This is a genomic window from Komagataeibacter sucrofermentans DSM 15973 (assembly GCF_040581405.1).
Classification (GTDB): Bacteria; Pseudomonadota; Alphaproteobacteria; order Acetobacterales; family Acetobacteraceae; genus Komagataeibacter; species Komagataeibacter sucrofermentans.
Genome location: NZ_CP137157.1, coordinates 2,468,715 through 2,483,388 on the forward strand (window position 1 = coordinate 2,468,715; position 14,674 = coordinate 2,483,388).

Consider the following 14,674-nt stretch of genomic DNA (forward strand, 5'->3'; position numbering starts at 1 on the left):
CCATGCTGACGGGGCTGGCAGGGTGTCATTTCAGCCACCTTGGGCGCTGAACGGTTCACGGTAGGCCTGGTCATGCAACCGCTCCGGCCTGTGCGGGCAGGCGGCCCGCCATGGCCGTATAGGCGTTGATGAAGCCGTGCACATCCGCCTCGCGCACCGACCATGGCAGCGAGACGCGAATGGCGCAGCCTGCGTCCTCGCCCAGCCCCATGGCCTCGAGCACGTGCGAGCGCGCCACCTTGCCCGATGAGCACGCCGCCCCGGCGGAAACGCCATAGCCCGCCATGTCGAGCGCGATCAGCTGGGTCTGCGCCCGCCGTCCGGGCAGCACGAGGCTGGTGGTGTTGGCCAGCCGCGCGGCCCCTGCCCCACACACGCGTGCCCCTGCCGCCACTGCTGCCGCCTCGATCCGGTCACGCCATGCGCCAAGCTGCGCGGCCATTGCCGCCATGCCCGCAACCGCAACCTTTGCCGCCGCCGCCATGCCCGCAATGGCCGGGAGCGCGGGCGTGCCACCGCGCCGCCCCTGTTCCTGCCCGCCACCGGCCAGAAGCGGGGCGATGGCATGAAACCGCTCGCCCGCCAGCAAAAGCGCGCCCGCGCCCTTCGGCCCACCAAATTTATGCCCCGAGATGGCCACGCTGTCAGCGCCCAGCCCCTCCACCGTAAAGGCGATCCGTCCTGCCGCCTGCACCGCATCCACATGCAACAGCGCGCCATGGGCGTGGCACAGATCAGCGATCTCGCGCACGGGGTTGATGACGCCGGTCTCGTTATTGGCCAGCATGGCGCAGACCAGCGCGGGCGCTCCCTCGGCCGCCAGCATGCGCTCAAGGGCGGCAAGGTCGAGCACGCCATCGGCCCGCACGGGAACGGGGGCGGACAGGGTGGCCGCGCGCACGGCATCATGCTCGCTCGCCCCCACGAGCACGCGCCTGCCGCCCGCCTGCCCGGCAATGGCCAGCACATTGGCTTCCGTGCCGCCAGAGGTGAACACGCAGTTCTCCGCAGCCGCGCCAAACAGGGCCGCGATGTCCTCACGCGCGGTCTCGAGCACGGCGCGGGCATTGCGGCCCGCCCGATGCACGGAGGCCGGATTGCCCGCCACGACTGCGGCCTGCGTCATGGCTTCCAGTGCTTCGGGCCGGATGGGCTCGGCAGCATTGGCGTCAAGATATGTAAAACGGTCGCTCAGGGTGCTCATGCTGTCCAGCCATATGGGTTGCGCCAAGTCCTTTGTGCTACGGGAATTACGATTTATCTGGCATTTTGTGAATCCACACCGCTATAAGGCAGCGCAACATAATATTTATTGCAACGTGTTATGGGTGATGGACACCCCTTTATCCATACCGCTGCCTCAATGTCGCCCGCCCGCCATCCGGGCCATGGCAAGGAGAGCGAACCCACACGAGACACCCGGCGCGCTGGCGGAAAGGATAGTTGCCCACGGCATGGACCGTGGCCATATACCGCCATATCTGCCCCCCGCGCAGGGCACGCCTGCCGAAGATGCACTGTTACCCGGTAGGCATAATGCCCATTATTCAGGTGGGTTGGTATATTTCTGGCCTGGCGCGCCGGGCCGGGTCACTTCTGCTTTTCGTGCTGTAACCACCGGATGAATACAGGCCACCTGCCTGCACCCGGCATGCGTGGCAGCCGGAAGGCAGCACGTTTTTTCTCTGCCTGCCGACCTGACGGGGCATCGCCGGTCGGGCAGGCTGTAACAGCAACCGTTCCCGTTGCAATGCCTGGAATGCACGGGGAGATGCAAATGCGGGACACCTATGCCTGAGGTCATGTTTGCCGGCCCTGATGGCCGCCTGGAAGGTCGATACCACCACTCAAGCGCGCCCAACGCGCCGCTTGCCCTGGTGCTCCATCCTCACCCGCTGCATGGCGGAACCATGAACAACCGCATCACCTACGCCATGTACCGCGCGTTCGAGAAGATGGGCTTCTCGGTCATGCGCTACAATTCGCGCGGGGTCGGCCGCTCGCAGGGGCGCTATGATGGTGGCATTGGCGAAATTTCGGATGCCGCCGCAGCCCTTGACTGGATGCAGATGGTCAACCCCAACGCCAGCGGGCTGTGGATCGCGGGCTATTCCTTTGGCGCCTTCGTGGGCATGCAGCTGCTCATGCGCCGCCCCGAGATTACCGGCTGGATCAGCGTGGCGCCGCCCGCCAATTACTATGATTTCGGCTTCCTTGCACCGTGTCCCTGCGGCGGGCTGATGATTGCGGGCGAGAACGATGAACTCGTGCCCGAGCCCGCCGTGCGCAAGCTTGTTGACAAGCTGAACACCCAGAAGGGCGTGAGCGTGGATTACCGCATCTTCAAGGGTGCCGACCATGTGTTCGCCAACCAGGCCGAACAGGTGGCCGAAGCGCTGGAAGACCATGTGAGCACGGTCATGAACCGCAAGATGCTCGCACTCGCGGCGGACTGATTCCCCCGCCTGCCTGTTCCGGGCGGTTTCATCAACGGCGGCTAACATGCTAGAGGCTGGTCCGCGCCGGGGCGGCCCGGCCAGCGACGGACCTTACAGCGCGGAACAGATCATGCCCAAGAGTGAATTCCTCCGGGAAGCCGAAGCACGCGGCTTCATATTCCAGTGCACCGACATGGAGGCGCTCGACGCCGCCATGCAGGCCGGACCGGTGGGGGGCTATATCGGGTTCGACCCCACGGCGGACAGCCTGCACGTGGGCAGCCTGATCCAGATCATGATGCTCCGGCTGATGCACCGGCACGGGCACCGCCCGGTGGCCCTGGTGGGCGGCGGCACCGCAAAGATCGGCGACCCCTCCTTCCGCGAGGAAGCCCGCAAGCTCATGACGGCGGAAACCATCGCCACCAACCTGCGCGGGGTGGAGGACTGCCTGCGGCAGTTCCTGCCGCTGGGCACCGCCCCTGATGCGCCGCTCCTGACCAATAATGCCGACTGGCTGGACAAACTCTCCTACATCGACCTTTTGCGCGACGTGGGCATTCATTTTTCCATCAACCGCATGCTCTCGTTCGACTCGGTGCGCTCGCGGCTGGAGCGTGAGCAGGGGCTGACCTTCCTGGAGTTCAATTACTCCATTCTCCAGTCCTACGATTTCCGCGAACTCAACCTCCGTCATGGCGTGACGCTCCAGATGGGGGGATCGGACCAGTGGGGCAACATCGTATCGGGCATCGACCTGGTGCGCCGCATGAACGGGGCGCAGGTTTTCGGCCTCACAACGCCACTGCTCACCACGAGTTCCGGCGCCAAGATGGGCAAGACGGCGCAGGGCGCGGTGTGGCTCTCGGCCAAACGGCTGCCGGTGTTCGACTACTGGCAGTTCTGGCGCAATGTGGAGGATGCGGATGTGGGCCGCTTCCTCAAGCTGTTTACCGAACTGCCCATTGAGGAATGCGACCGCCTCGCCGCCCTTGAGGGGGCCGGGATCAATGAAGCGAAAAAGGTGCTGGCCACCGAGGCCACGGCGCTGTGCCACGGCCGCGCCGCCGCCGAGGAAGCCGCCGAGGCCGCCCGCCGCACCTTTGAGGAAGGGGCCGTGACGGCTGCCGCCCTGCCCACCACCAGCGTGCCTGCCGCCCTGTTTGCCGAAGGCGTGCCGGCCTTCCGCCTGTTTGTTGAAGCCGGTTTTGCCGCCAGCAATGGCGAAGCCCGCCGCCTGATCCGTGGCGGTGGCGCGCGCGTGAATGACGTTGTGGTGAAGGACGAGGCGCAGGCCATCACCAATGCCGATCTTGTCGAGGGCGCGGTCAAGCTCTCGGCAGGGCGCAAGCGCCACGTTCTGGTCCAGCCGGCCTGAACCATGGCCCGCAGGCCCGCACGCAAGGCAGGCCCGGCGCAGCAGGCTGACCTGTTTGCGCCTGCTGCGCCGCCCCCTGCGCCTGTGCCTGCGCCACTGGCCGACCTGTCCGCCCTGCCCCCTGTCGCACCGGAGTTATGGGCGCGGCTGGCCTACTCCCCATTCCGCGCCCGCTTTCACCTTGGGGCGAAGGAGCAGGCGTATCTGGCCAGCCGGGGCCTGCCCGAAGTCATGCGCCACGCGGCGGACTTCATCGCCACCCGCCTCGCCCCGGCGCACCCCGCCCGTGATGGCAGGCAGACCCCGTGGCGCGGGCACCCGGTCTTCATTGCCCAGCATGCCACCGGCACCTGCTGCCGGGGCTGCGTTGCCAAATGGCACGCCATGCCTGAAGGTGAGCAACTTGACACTGAGCAGCAGGCCTACCTGCTGGCGGTGATACAGGCATGGCTCAGGCGCGATGGCGGCCGGGAATCATAAGGAAGCTTTTTTCAAAAAGCCTTGAAGAACACTGCCGGTTGAAAAAACGGCACCCGAAACCGTCCATCATCAGATCCGCGCCCAGACTTCATCCCCGCTGATCCAGCTTTCATGGGACTGCGGCATCGGTCCTGCGGCCTCCATGCGGCCGCCGGGGGCCTGCGGGCGGCCATCAGCGCCAAAGGTCCACATATGCAGCGGGCAGACAATGCGGCCATACAGCACATAGCCATCAGAAAGGCGGGCATTGCCGTGCGGGCAGCGGTCATCAATCACGGCGGGGCGGTCGTCTTCCACCATCCACACCACTACGGCCCGGCCATCGCACACCACGCGCTGCGGGGCCTCAAGTGCTGCCGATACGGTGCATAACGCGCGGGAACCCGGTAACGCCTGTTTCATTGAGTGCATGCTCCCGCTGGTTTGCGGTTATCATTTTACGCACCGGGCGTGTGTCGTCTATCCTGCGGGGCACTTTCCGCAGGCCTGCGGCACGCCGCCTGCCTTTTACAGGATATGATTACGCATGGCTCTTTCCCCCCGGCATGAACATCTTCTGGACCGCCTGGCTGAAGTCGCCGTTCGCGTGGGCGTGAACATCGCGCACGGGCAGCAGCTTCTCATCACCGCCCCGCTCGACGCCGTGCCACTAGTGCGCCGCATTGCCGAGCACGCCTACAGGGCAGGCGCATCCCTGGTCACGCCGTTCTATTCCGATGACGTGACCACGCTGGCCCGCTTCCACCACGCGGCGGATGACACGCTCGACACCGCCGCCGACTGGCTGCATGAGGGCATGGCCAGCGCCTACCGCAAGGGGGCGGCGCGCATGGCCATTACCGGGGGCAACCCGGTGCTGCTGGCCAATGAGGATGCCGAGCGTGTCTCGCGCATAGGGCGCGCATCCTCGAAGGCGGGGCGGCCTGCGATGGAACTCATCACGCGATTCGCCATCAACTGGAACATCGTGGCCTTTGCGACCCCCGCCTGGGCAGCACAGGTCTTTCCCGGCGTGCCGGAGGAGGAAGCCGTCAGCCGCCTTTGGGATGCCATCTTCCAGGCCTCACGCGTGATGGTGGATGACCCGGTGGCTGAATGGAAAGCCCATAACGCCCACCTGCACAAACGCGCCACGTGGCTGAACGAGAAGCGCTTCGCCGCCCTGCACTTCACCGGCCCCGATACCGACCTGACCGTGGGCCTGGCCGATGGCCATGCCTGGGCGGGCGGAGCGGAACCGGCGGGCAACGGCATCGTGTGCAACCCCAACATCCCCACCGAGGAAGTGTTCACCACACCGCATGCCCGCAAGGTCAGCGGCACGGTGCGGGCCACCAAGCCGCTGTTCCATCAGGGCACGCTGATCGATGACATCGCCGTGCGCTTTGATGAGGGTCGTATTGTCGAGGCCCATGCCAGCAGCGGGCTGGACGTGCTCAACCGCATTCTCGACACCGATGAGGGCGCGCGCCGCCTCGGCGAAGTCGCCCTCGTGCCCGCCTCCTCCCCCATCTCGGCAAGCGGCATCCTGTTCCGCAACACCCTGTTTGACGAGAATGCAGCCAGCCACATCGCCCTTGGCCAGTCCTACGCCAAGTGCATGCTCGATACCGACAGCCTGACCGAGGCCCATCTAGCCGAGCAGGGTGCGAATACCAGCTTCATCCATATTGACTGGATGATCGGGTCCAGCAAGATCGATGTCGACGCCATCAACCACGATGGCACACGCGAACCCCTGATGAGACAGGGCGAATGGAGCAACCAGCCATGACCGCCTCCTTCCTGCGCCGCACCCTTGCCGCCACCACCTGCGCCCTGGCGGTGGCGATCGCGCCCCTGACCCTGCACCCGGCCCTGGCCCAGCAACCGATGCAGCAGACCGCAAGGCAGCAGGCGCAGCCGACGCCTGCCCAGCAGGCCGCCATTGCGCGCGACATGAAAACGGTGGCCGAATACAGGCTGCCCAAGGATTTCTTCACCCGCATGATGCCGGTGATCGAGCAGATCCGCCAGTCGCGCATCTCCCCGCCTGAAACACCCAACATGTCGCTTGACGAGACAATCAAGCGCACTGCCGACATGGAGGCGCTCAAGCCGATCCTGCAGCATAATGGCATGAGCGCGCGTGAGTTCGTGATGGGCATCACCACCTTTGGCCTGACCAGCGCCGTGATGCAGCACCCGGCGCAGGACAGCAAGAACATGCCGCAGCTCAACCCCGATAACGTCAAGCTGCTCCAGTCGCATCAGGCCCAGACGCAGGCGCTGATCCAGGCCATGGGCGGCAGCGAGGGCGAAGGCCAGCAGTCCGCCACGCCCTAAAAAAGTATTGGGAAGATAATAAAAGTTTTTGGGTGCCGCCTTTTTTTCAAAAAGGCGGCGTTCCCTGAAGCTTTTACTCAGGTCAGCCTGCCCGTAAGTAATGCCGTGACACGGGTCATGACCGCCGCCTGCGTGTACCGCGCAAGGGCGCGGCCCCGCCCGGCTTCGCCCATGCGCACGCGCAGGGCGGCATCATCGACCAGCCGCGCAAGGGCGGTGGCAAGCTCCACAGCATCGCCCGGCCTGACCAGCAGCCCGGTCTCTCCCGCCCCGACCTGCTCACGCGGGCCACGAATGGTTGTGGAGACAACCGGCAGGCCACACAGCATGGCCTCGATCACGCTCATCGGCAGCCCCTCGAAATGGCTGGGCAGGGTAAAGATATCCGCTGCCGCCATCAGGGCCGCCACGTCCTCGCGATAACCCAGAAAGACCAGCCGCGCCCCCAGCCTTGCGCGGGCTGTGGCAAAACACGCGGCCAGATCCACGCCCCGGTCACTCGGCAGGCGTTCGCCCACGATCCACAGCACCGCGTTATCGGGCACGCGCTCCATCGCCGCCAGCAGTTCAGGGTAGCCCTTGCCCCGCACCAGCCTTGATACGGCAAGGATGACCACCTGTCCCTCCCCCACACCCAGCGCCGCGCGCAGCCGGGCGCGGGCCTGCGGGTCGGGGTGGAAGAGGGCCGGGTCGCGCCCGTTGCCAATGGCGGTGGGGTGGCGGTGGATGCCCAGCCTGCGGGCATCGCGCGCTTCTTCCTCCGATACGGTCAGGTAGATGTCGGTCACGCGCCCGGCCAGCCATTCCAGCACCAGCGCCGCAACGCGCCGCAACTTTGATCCGGGCTGGTTGAACAGGAAACCGTGGCAGGTATAGGCAATGCGCGGCACGCCACACCACCGGGCCGCAAACCGTGCCAGCAGGCCACTTATGGGCATGTGGGCATGCACCATGTCTGGCTTTTCCGCCCGGATGAGGCGCACCAGCGCCCGCCATGCCCGCCACTGCGCCAGCGGGGAAAGCGTGCGCGACATGGGCACGCACACCACGCGCAGCCCATCGGCACGCAATTGCGCCAGCAACGGGCCATCAGCGCATATGCCTGTTACATCATGCCCTTCGGCACGCAGCGCCTGCATGAGGGGGAAGAGAAACTGCCGCATCGAGAAATCAACATTCGTGATTTCAAGAATCTTCATGTCAGCAGGAGCAGTTTCTCACGCTTCAGCCCCCAGCGCACCACCTGCCGCACCTTGCCGGGCGGCACATCACCGAGCGGCGTGCTGCCCTGCGGCGGCGGGGCCGCGGGCTCCACGCCAGCCTCGTGGCCGCCTTCCGCCGTCCTGGCCGCGGGTTCCACCTGCACCACAAGCTGGAGCGTGCGGCAGGGCACCTGCCCGCCGGAATAGACGCTCTCCTCGATCGAGACCACGCCCCCTTCGGCACGGAAGCGCCAGTGCTGCTCGCCCGCAGTCAGCAGGATGGAGCCATCAAGCGCATCAACCGCCATGACTGAAGGGTGCAGGTGAAGCCGCAGCGCGAAGGCCAGTTCACGCTCGCCCTCCAGCGTTTCCTCGCCGCGCAGGATCTCGCCATCGGCGGCAAGATAGAGCCTGCGGTAATACGTTGCCCCGGCGGAAGCGTGGTAGCCATCATGCGACAGGTTGAGCCAGTGCGCCCCTTCGGCCACCGCATGCTCCACCCCCACATGGGCGGGGCGGCGGCGAACCGTGCCGTCCTCGCCAAACTCGGCGGATGACATGCCCTCCACCGTCACGACAGAATGCGCCGCCGTCTGCCGCAGGGCTTCCTGCCATGCGGGCAGCACGCCGCCACCGCAATTGACGATAAGACGCTGGCGCGCGCACGAGAACTCGAACGACAGCGTGCCCGCATGGGCATTGTGGTCGAACGGGGCCGGAGCGGGAATACCCACATCCACCAGAAGCAGCGAGCGCACGGCCTGCATGCGCACGAACCCGCCATCGGGCATGGCGCTGGCCACGACCCGCGTGCGCGTGGCCTGCGACAGCACCATGTCAATCAGGGCGGTGCTCCGCTCATGGCTGCCGTTAAACAGCGCCAGCCCCCCATCGCCATGCCGCATGGCGCGCAGCACCGGGCTCATCTTGTCCAGCGCCAGGGCAACCGAATGTGGCAGCGCATGCTGCACCGCCTGCATCATGGCCCGCATCTCGGCCAGTTCACGCAGGGCACGGAGCTGTACTTCAGGGCTGCGCTCGATGTGCCAGCCATCGGGCAGGATCTGGCTTTCCACCACGTTGTCGATATAGCGGCGGTAGCGGGTCAGGAAGCCGGTATATTCCGGCATGGCCACGGCCACGGCCAGCAGCCCCTTGAGTGCAGCCAGCCCCTGCCAGCCCGGCTGTTCGGGCGGCATGAGGGCGGCGATCATGCGCCCTTCCACCAGAATGCGGGCCATGAGGCGCTGGCGGAACGCATCACTGGCGGAGGCAGCAAAGAAATCGTAATGCCCCAGCCATGCCGCGACCCGCGCGCCGATCACGCCGCATTCCAGCGCCATCGGGCTTTGGGAGGGATGATGCAGCCAGTCATCCACCAGGGCGCGCGCCTTGAGCCGCGCGGCATCGGTGCCCACGGCGCGCAGGTCGCGCAGCCAGCGGAAACTGAGCAGCCCTTCACGGAAGGCAGGCTCGAATTCCGGCGAATCCCACTGCCCCGGCCCCACGGGGTGGGTATAGCCCGCCCATGTCAGGCTGCCCCGCGCCATGCGCGCCCCTGCGGCGGAATTGCCCGGCCAGAGGTCACGCACGTTATGGACAGGGGCGGCAGGCAGGTATTTGCCATCACCAAAAAGGGGAAGGCGTGCGAGGGAGACGCGCATGCCGCGCATGATGCGGGTCAGCGCCATGGGCACCCACCGCCACTATGGATCGGTAAGCCCTGCCTCACGCCGGGCTATGCGCCCCGCTGCGCAGCGCCCTGATGGCTTCGCCATAATCGGGCTGCCCATAGACGGACGTGCCCGCGATCAGCACATCGGCCCCCGCGGCCACCGCCAGCGGGGCAGTCGCGGCAGTGATGCCACCATCGACGCCAATGCGGATGTCGCGCCCGGTGGCATCGGCCATGCGGCGCAGGGTTTCGATCTTGCGAAGCTGGCTGGTCAGGAATTTCTGGCCGCCAAAGCCGGGGTTGACGGTCATGACAAGGATCATGTCCACCAGGTCGAGCACCTCGCCCACGGCCTCGGGCGGGGTGGCGGGGCAGATGGCGACACCCGGCCTGACCCCATGGTCGCGCACATGCTGCAGCGAGCGGTGCGTGTGCGGCCCGGCCTCGACATGCAGGTGGATGTGGTCGGCCCCCGCCTTGGCAAACGCCTCGATGTAGGGATCGACCGGCGCAATCATGAGATGCACGTCAAACGGAAGTTTTGATTTGGGGCGCAGGGCCTTGATCAGTTGCGGCCCCATGGAGAGGTTGGGCACGAAATGCCCGTCCATCACGTCCAGATGCAGCCAGTCGGCGCCAGCGGTTTCAACCGCCGCGACTTCCTCCGCCGCGCGTGAGAAATCAGCCGCCAGCAGGCTCGGCGCGATAAGGGGGGTGTTCAGAGCAGCCATGCCTGTTTTTTAACAGAAATCCCTGCCCGACGCCAACCTTTCATCACACCCCCCCGCGGTAATGTGTCTGGCCGCCCGGCGGGGGCGTGAAGCCCCCTTCAGCCCCGGCGGAACCGCGCGGCAAAGAAGCCGTCCATCCCCCCATGATCGGCCAGCATGCCCGGATGGGTGCGCAGCCAGCCCTCAGGCGTGCGGGCCTGCGGCAGGAAGGCCAGTTCCTCGGGCGTGAACGGATCGGGGATCAGGCCCATGGCCTGAGCCGCGCGGGCGCGCTGCTCGCCTTCCTCGGGCTGGAGCGAGCACACGGCATAGACCAGGCGGCCGCCGGGGCGCAGCATGTCGCGGGCGGCGGCCAGCAGGCGGTCCTGCCCCTCGGTCATGGTGGCGATGTCACGCGGGCGCTTGATCCACATGGCATCGGGGTGGCGGCGGATGGTGCCAGTCGCCGAGCACGGCGCATCGAGCAGGATGGCATCGAGCGGGGCTTCGGGCTTCCATGTGGCGGCATCGGCGTGGATCACCTTCACATCCGCCAGCCCCAGCCGGGCGAGGTTGGCGCGCAGGCGCTCAAGCCTGCGGCCCTCGCGCTCGATGGCGAATACCTCCGCCCCCGCGCAGGCCAGTTGCGCGGTCTTGCCGCCGGGAGCCGCGCACAGATCGGCCACGCGCTCGCCCTTCGTCACGTTCAGCAGGCGCGCGGGCAGCGTTGCCGCCATGTCCTGCACCCAGAACGTGCCCTCGGCAAAGCCGGGCAGTTCGGCCACCTTGACCGTGCCCGCCGCGAAACGCACGCTGCCATTGGGCATGACCTCGCCCCCGGGCGGGGCCTCGCAGCCGGGCTTGATGGTCAGGTCGAGCGGCGGCTCGTGGCCCAGCGCGCTGGCAATGGGACGGGCCAGCCGGCCCCAGGACTGCCACAGCCACGCCGGCACATCGAGCCGGGGCTGGTCCAGCCCTTCCAGCGCTTCAGCCCCGCCACCTGCCACCCGGCGCAGCACGGCGTTGACCAGCCCCGCAAACGGCACCAGCCCCCGCCTGCGCGCCAGCGCCACCGAGGTGGCCACGGCGGCATGCGGCGGCGTGTCAAGAAACAGCAGTTGCGCCACGCCAATGAGCAGCACCACGCGCACCGGCTCGGGCGGCTCGCGCTTGAGGAAGGGGGCCAGCACCTCGTTGGCCGTGCCCATGTGGCGCAGCACGGTGGCGGCCAGCCGGTGGGCGGCGGCGCGGTCGCGCGGCTCGGCGGTGCGGGCGGCGGCAGAATGCTCGAGCGATGTATCGAGCATGCGGCGATGGACGATCACCCCTTCAACGATATCGAAAGCAATGTCGCGCGTGGGGTCAGGGGCGACCTTGCCGCCACGCCGGTCGGGGCGGCCCGCGCGATTGCGGCGGGCATCGGGGCGGCCATCGGGGCGCGACGACGGGGACGGGGGAGACTTCATGTAATCCTGACCTGCAAATGCGACCCTTCACGACGCGACGGCGCCTTGGGGCTTGACCGGGCCGCTATTCAGGCCAAGCCTAGGGCCATGTCAACATCCGCATCCATAGCACAGGCCCTGGGCGATATCCGCACCCGCATTGCAACGAGCGCGCGCGAAGCAGGGCGCGACCCCGCCAGCGTAGGGCTGGTGGCGGTGTCGAAATTCCATCCGCAGTCCAGCGTCATCGCAGCGCTCGAGGCAGGCCAGCGCCTGTTTGGCGAGAACCGCGTGCAGGAAGCCGCCGCCAAATTCCCTGAACTGCGCGAGCGCTTTCCCGATCTTAGGCTGCACATCATTGGCGGGCTCCAGACCAACAAGGCGCTGGAAGCGGTCAAAATCGCGGACATGATCGAAAGCCTCGACCGCCCTGCCCTGTCGGACGCACTGGCACGGGCTGCGGATAAGGCGGGCCGCCTGCCCGGACTGCTGGTGCAGGTGAACACCGGCGATGAAAGCCAGAAATCGGGCGTGAGGCTGGAAGAGGCAGACGCCTTCATCACCCACAGCATGACCCGCTTTGGCGCGAGCGTGCGCGGGCTGATGTGCATCCCGCCGCATGATGCCGACCCCACGCCGCATTTCCGCACGCTTGCAGGCATGGCGGCGCGCCACGGGCTGCCGGTGGTGTCGATGGGCATGTCGGCTGATTTCGAGACCGCGATTGCCTGCGGGGCCACGCTGGTGCGGGTGGGCAGCGCCATTTTCGGGGCCCGTCCCGCCCACGCCTGAACGGGGTGGAATGGCACCCGAGCACACAGGGGCCTTGCTGCGCATGGGGCGAGGCGGTAATGCGAAACTATCCGGTTGCGATGTGATGCCGGTTTTCAGTCTTCATTGCCGCGGAGCCGTCACGACATGACGCAACCCACGGGGCCTGTTGCCCCCGGATCCTCAACGACGCCGGATGGCGGCGCGCACTCCGCGCCTGCCGCACAGCAGGCCAATGCCGCGCCCAAGATTACCGAATACGGCGCCGACCAGCACGAGCATGCGGCAAACCCGGTGGGCTTTGCCGCCCTGCTCAGCGTGCTCGGCGTGGTGTTTGGCGATATCGGCACCAGCCCGATCTACGCCCTGCGCTCGACCATCATGGTCGTATCGCAGCACCACAGGATCGAGCCGTGGGAAATACTGGGCGTGCTCAGCCTCATCATCTGGTCGCTGCTGCTGATCGTGACGGTGAAATACGTCATCCTGATCATGCGCGCCGACCATAATGGCGAGGGCGGGATCATCTCGCTCATGTCGCTCGCCCAGCGCGTCGCACCGAGCAACCGCATGCGCATCGCGCTCGGCATGGTGGGAATCGGCGGCGCGTGCCTGTTCTTTGGCGATGGCATGATCACGCCCGCCATTTCCGTGCTCTCGGCGGTGGAAGGGCTTGAGGTCAGTTTCCCCGCGGCCCATGACCTGGTCATTCCCATCGCACTCATGGTGCTGGTGGGGCTGTTCTCGGTGCAGTGCTACGGCACGGGCAAGGTGGGCACCATATTCGGCCCCATCATGCTGGTGTGGTTCAGCCTGCTGGGCATACTCGGCGGGCTTGAAATCCTGCACCACCCCAAGGTGCTGCTGGCCATATCGCCCACCTATGCGGTGCAGTTCATCATCTATCACGGGTGGCTGTCGTTCATTGCCCTTGGCTCGGTGGTGCTGTCGGTCACGGGTGCTGAGGCGCTTTATGCCGATATGGGGCATTTTGGCCGCCAGCCCATCCGCTATGCGTGGCTGTTCTGCGTGCTGCCGTGCCTGGCGCTGAACTATCTGGGGCAGGGCGCACTCATCATCTCCGAGCCCAAGGCGCTCGAGAACCCCTTCTTCCTGCTCGGCCCGCACTGGATGCAGGTGCCGATGATCATCCTGTCCACCATGGCTACGGTGATTGCCAGCCAGGCGGGTATTTCGGGCGGATTCTCGCTGTGCCGCCAGATCATCCAGCTTGGCTACCTGCCGCGCCTGCGCGTGACCCACACCAATGCGGAGGAAGAGGGCCAGATCTACCTGCCCGAGTTCAACCGCTTCCTCATGGTGGGGGCGCTGCTGCTGGTGCTGGCCTTCCGCAGTTCCGATGCGCTGGCCTCGGCCTACGGCATTGCGGTGACGGGCACGTTCATGTGCACCTGCGTGCTGGCCATGGTGGTGTTCCGCAGGCTGTATCACTGGTCGCGCCCTGCGGCGGTTGCCACATTTGGTGGCTTCTTCCTGCTTGATACGACGTTCTTCGCCTCAAACGCGCTCAAGATCCCGCAGGGCGGCTGGGTGCCGGTGCTGCTGGGCATCGTGCTGACGCTGATGATGACGACGTGGAAAAAAGGCCGCCAGCTCATCATGAACCGGCAGAAGCAGGACAGCATGCCGATGAACTCGTTCCTGGCCCGCCTGCCGCAGTCGCGCATCATCCGCGTGCCGGGCACGGCGGTGTACATGACCGGCAACCCCGAATTCGTGCCTGCCTGCCTGCTGCACAACCTCAAGCACAACAAGGTGCTGCACGACCACGTGCTGTTCGTAACCGTGCAGACGCTTGACCAGCCCGAGGCCGATCACGGCCACCGCGTGGCGTTGCAGGAACTGGCGCCCGACATTTACCGCATCATCCTGCGCTACGGCTTTATGGAAATGCCCAACCTGCCCCGCGCGCTCGAAGACCTGAAGGCCAGCGGGCTGGACTTCGATGCGCTACAGGCCTCCTACTTCACCAGTCGCGAGCTTCTGGTGCGCTCCTCGGTGCCCAAGCTCTCGCGCTGGCGCATGTCGCTGTTCCTGTTCATGGCGCGCAATGCGACGCCAGCCACCGAGTTCTTCCGCATTCCGCCCGACCGCGTGGTGGAGCTGGGTGTGCGGCTGGCGATCTGATAAAAAATAAAAGTTTTTGGGTGCCGCCTTTTTTCAAAAAGGCGGCATTCTTTTTGAAGTTTTTTGAAAAAAGCTTCACCAAAAACTTTTTACAGTTCTCAA

13 protein-coding genes are annotated in these 14,674 nt (G+C 66.2%); 7 read left to right on the forward strand and 6 right to left on the reverse strand.

Going from position 1 to position 14,674, the window contains the following annotated elements; translation table 11 throughout:
- Positions 1-70 precede the first annotated feature (70 nt).
- Entirely contained in the window at positions 71-1,204 is a 1,134-nt protein-coding gene (locus R5N89_RS11670) for a cysteine desulfurase family protein (RefSeq protein ID WP_110569456.1), read from the reverse strand.
- Positions 1,205-1,790: 586 nt separating this feature from the next.
- On the opposite strand from R5N89_RS11670, the gene R5N89_RS11675 reads away from it, so the two are divergent.
- The 3 genes from R5N89_RS11675 (at position 1,791) to R5N89_RS11685 (ending at position 4,296) form a co-directional block, all read left to right on the forward strand.
- Entirely contained in the window at positions 1,791-2,456 is a 666-nt protein-coding gene (locus R5N89_RS11675; RefSeq protein WP_110569457.1) for an alpha/beta hydrolase, read from the forward strand.
- A 112-nt stretch (positions 2,457-2,568) separates the two neighbouring features.
- Entirely contained in the window at positions 2,569-3,816 is a 1,248-nt protein-coding gene (gene tyrS / locus R5N89_RS11680; protein ID WP_167400885.1) for a tyrosine--tRNA ligase, read from the forward strand.
- 3 nt (positions 3,817-3,819) lie between these two features.
- Positions 3,820-4,296: a DUF4186 domain-containing protein gene (locus R5N89_RS11685; protein WP_110569459.1), complete on the forward strand. Its 477-nt coding sequence runs from the start codon at positions 3,820-3,822 to the stop codon at positions 4,294-4,296.
- Positions 4,297-4,365: 69 nt separating this feature from the next.
- Here R5N89_RS11685 and R5N89_RS11690 read toward each other — a convergent pair whose 3' ends face one another.
- A complete protein-coding gene (locus R5N89_RS11690) occupies positions 4,366-4,698 on the reverse strand; it encodes a Rieske (2Fe-2S) protein (protein WP_110569460.1) in 333 nt (110 codons plus the stop codon).
- A gap of 124 nt (positions 4,699-4,822) precedes the next feature.
- Here R5N89_RS11690 and R5N89_RS11695 point away from each other — a divergent pair, with 124 nt between their 5' ends.
- Together R5N89_RS11695 and R5N89_RS11700 are read left to right on the forward strand one after the other, a co-directional pair.
- Positions 4,823-6,070, forward strand: coding sequence for an aminopeptidase (locus tag R5N89_RS11695; protein WP_110569461.1), 1,248 nt, complete (start codon positions 4,823-4,825; stop codon positions 6,068-6,070).
- Positions 6,067-6,621, forward strand: a complete 555-nt coding sequence (locus R5N89_RS11700) for a hypothetical protein (protein WP_110569462.1) — start codon at positions 6,067-6,069, stop codon at positions 6,619-6,621. Before R5N89_RS11695 ends, R5N89_RS11700 begins: the two co-directional genes overlap by 4 nt.
- Before the next feature lie 77 nt (positions 6,622-6,698).
- On the opposite strand, the gene R5N89_RS11705 is transcribed toward R5N89_RS11700, so the two are convergent.
- The 4 genes from R5N89_RS11705 to R5N89_RS11720 all read right to left on the reverse strand — a co-directional run bounded on the left by R5N89_RS11705 (position 6,699) and on the right by R5N89_RS11720 (position 11,674).
- The gene (locus R5N89_RS11705; protein WP_110569463.1) at positions 6,699-7,820 is read right to left on the reverse strand and encodes a glycosyltransferase family 4 protein; all 1,122 of its coding nucleotides are present in this window, start codon (positions 7,818-7,820) and stop codon (positions 6,699-6,701) included.
- Positions 7,817-9,514: a heparinase II/III family protein gene (locus tag R5N89_RS11710; RefSeq protein ID WP_110569464.1), complete on the reverse strand. Its 1,698-nt coding sequence runs from the start codon at positions 9,512-9,514 to the stop codon at positions 7,817-7,819. The genes R5N89_RS11705 and R5N89_RS11710 overlap by 4 nt, the downstream gene beginning before the upstream one ends.
- Positions 9,515-9,551: 37 nt before the next feature.
- Positions 9,552-10,229 (reverse strand): ribulose-phosphate 3-epimerase, encoded by a 678-nt coding sequence (rpe, locus tag R5N89_RS11715; RefSeq protein ID WP_110569465.1) that lies wholly within the window; start codon positions 10,227-10,229, stop codon positions 9,552-9,554.
- Between the two features lie 98 nt (positions 10,230-10,327).
- Positions 10,328-11,674, reverse strand: coding sequence for an RsmB/NOP family class I SAM-dependent RNA methyltransferase (locus tag R5N89_RS11720; RefSeq protein WP_110569466.1), 1,347 nt, complete (start codon positions 11,672-11,674; stop codon positions 10,328-10,330).
- Between the two features lie 87 nt (positions 11,675-11,761).
- Between R5N89_RS11720 and R5N89_RS11725 the strand changes: the two genes are divergently transcribed.
- Together R5N89_RS11725 and R5N89_RS11730 are read left to right on the forward strand one after the other, a co-directional pair.
- Positions 11,762-12,445 carry a YggS family pyridoxal phosphate-dependent enzyme gene (locus R5N89_RS11725; protein WP_110569467.1) on the forward strand — a complete coding sequence of 228 codons (684 nt, stop codon included), beginning with the start codon at positions 11,762-11,764 and terminating at the stop codon, positions 12,443-12,445.
- Positions 12,446-12,571: 126 nt separating this feature from the next.
- A complete protein-coding gene (locus tag R5N89_RS11730; RefSeq protein ID WP_110569468.1) occupies positions 12,572-14,572 on the forward strand; it encodes a potassium transporter Kup in 2,001 nt (666 codons plus the stop codon).
- Positions 14,573-14,674: the final 102 nt, after the last annotated feature.

What these genes read in the sequence shown, in the direction of transcription:
- R5N89_RS11700 (WP_110569462.1), top strand. Translation starts at nt 6,067, where the DNA reads ATGACCGCCTCCTTCCTGCGCCGCACCCTTGCCGCCACCACCTGCGCC.
- tyrS (WP_167400885.1), top strand. Translation starts at nt 2,569, where the DNA reads ATGCCCAAGAGTGAATTCCTCCGGGAAGCCGAAGCACGCGGCTTCATA.
- R5N89_RS11730 (WP_110569468.1), top strand. Translation starts at nt 12,572, where the DNA reads ATGACGCAACCCACGGGGCCTGTTGCCCCCGGATCCTCAACGACGCCG.
- R5N89_RS11690 (WP_110569460.1), bottom strand. Translation starts at nt 4,698, where the DNA reads ATGAAACAGGCGTTACCGGGTTCCCGCGCGTTATGCACCGTATCGGCA.
- R5N89_RS11670 (WP_110569456.1), bottom strand. Translation starts at nt 1,204, where the DNA reads ATGAGCACCCTGAGCGACCGTTTTACATATCTTGACGCCAATGCTGCC.
- R5N89_RS11710 (WP_110569464.1), bottom strand. Translation starts at nt 9,514, where the DNA reads ATGGCGCTGACCCGCATCATGCGCGGCATGCGCGTCTCCCTCGCACGC.
- R5N89_RS11705 (WP_110569463.1), bottom strand. Translation starts at nt 7,820, where the DNA reads ATGAAGATTCTTGAAATCACGAATGTTGATTTCTCGATGCGGCAGTTT.
- R5N89_RS11725 (WP_110569467.1), top strand. Translation starts at nt 11,762, where the DNA reads ATGTCAACATCCGCATCCATAGCACAGGCCCTGGGCGATATCCGCACC.
- R5N89_RS11720 (WP_110569466.1), bottom strand. Translation starts at nt 11,674, where the DNA reads ATGAAGTCTCCCCCGTCCCCGTCGTCGCGCCCCGATGGCCGCCCCGAT.
- R5N89_RS11695 (WP_110569461.1), top strand. Translation starts at nt 4,823, where the DNA reads ATGGCTCTTTCCCCCCGGCATGAACATCTTCTGGACCGCCTGGCTGAA.
- rpe (WP_110569465.1), bottom strand. Translation starts at nt 10,229, where the DNA reads ATGGCTGCTCTGAACACCCCCCTTATCGCGCCGAGCCTGCTGGCGGCT.
- R5N89_RS11675 (WP_110569457.1), top strand. Translation starts at nt 1,791, where the DNA reads ATGCCTGAGGTCATGTTTGCCGGCCCTGATGGCCGCCTGGAAGGTCGA.
- R5N89_RS11685 (WP_110569459.1), top strand. Translation starts at nt 3,820, where the DNA reads ATGGCCCGCAGGCCCGCACGCAAGGCAGGCCCGGCGCAGCAGGCTGAC.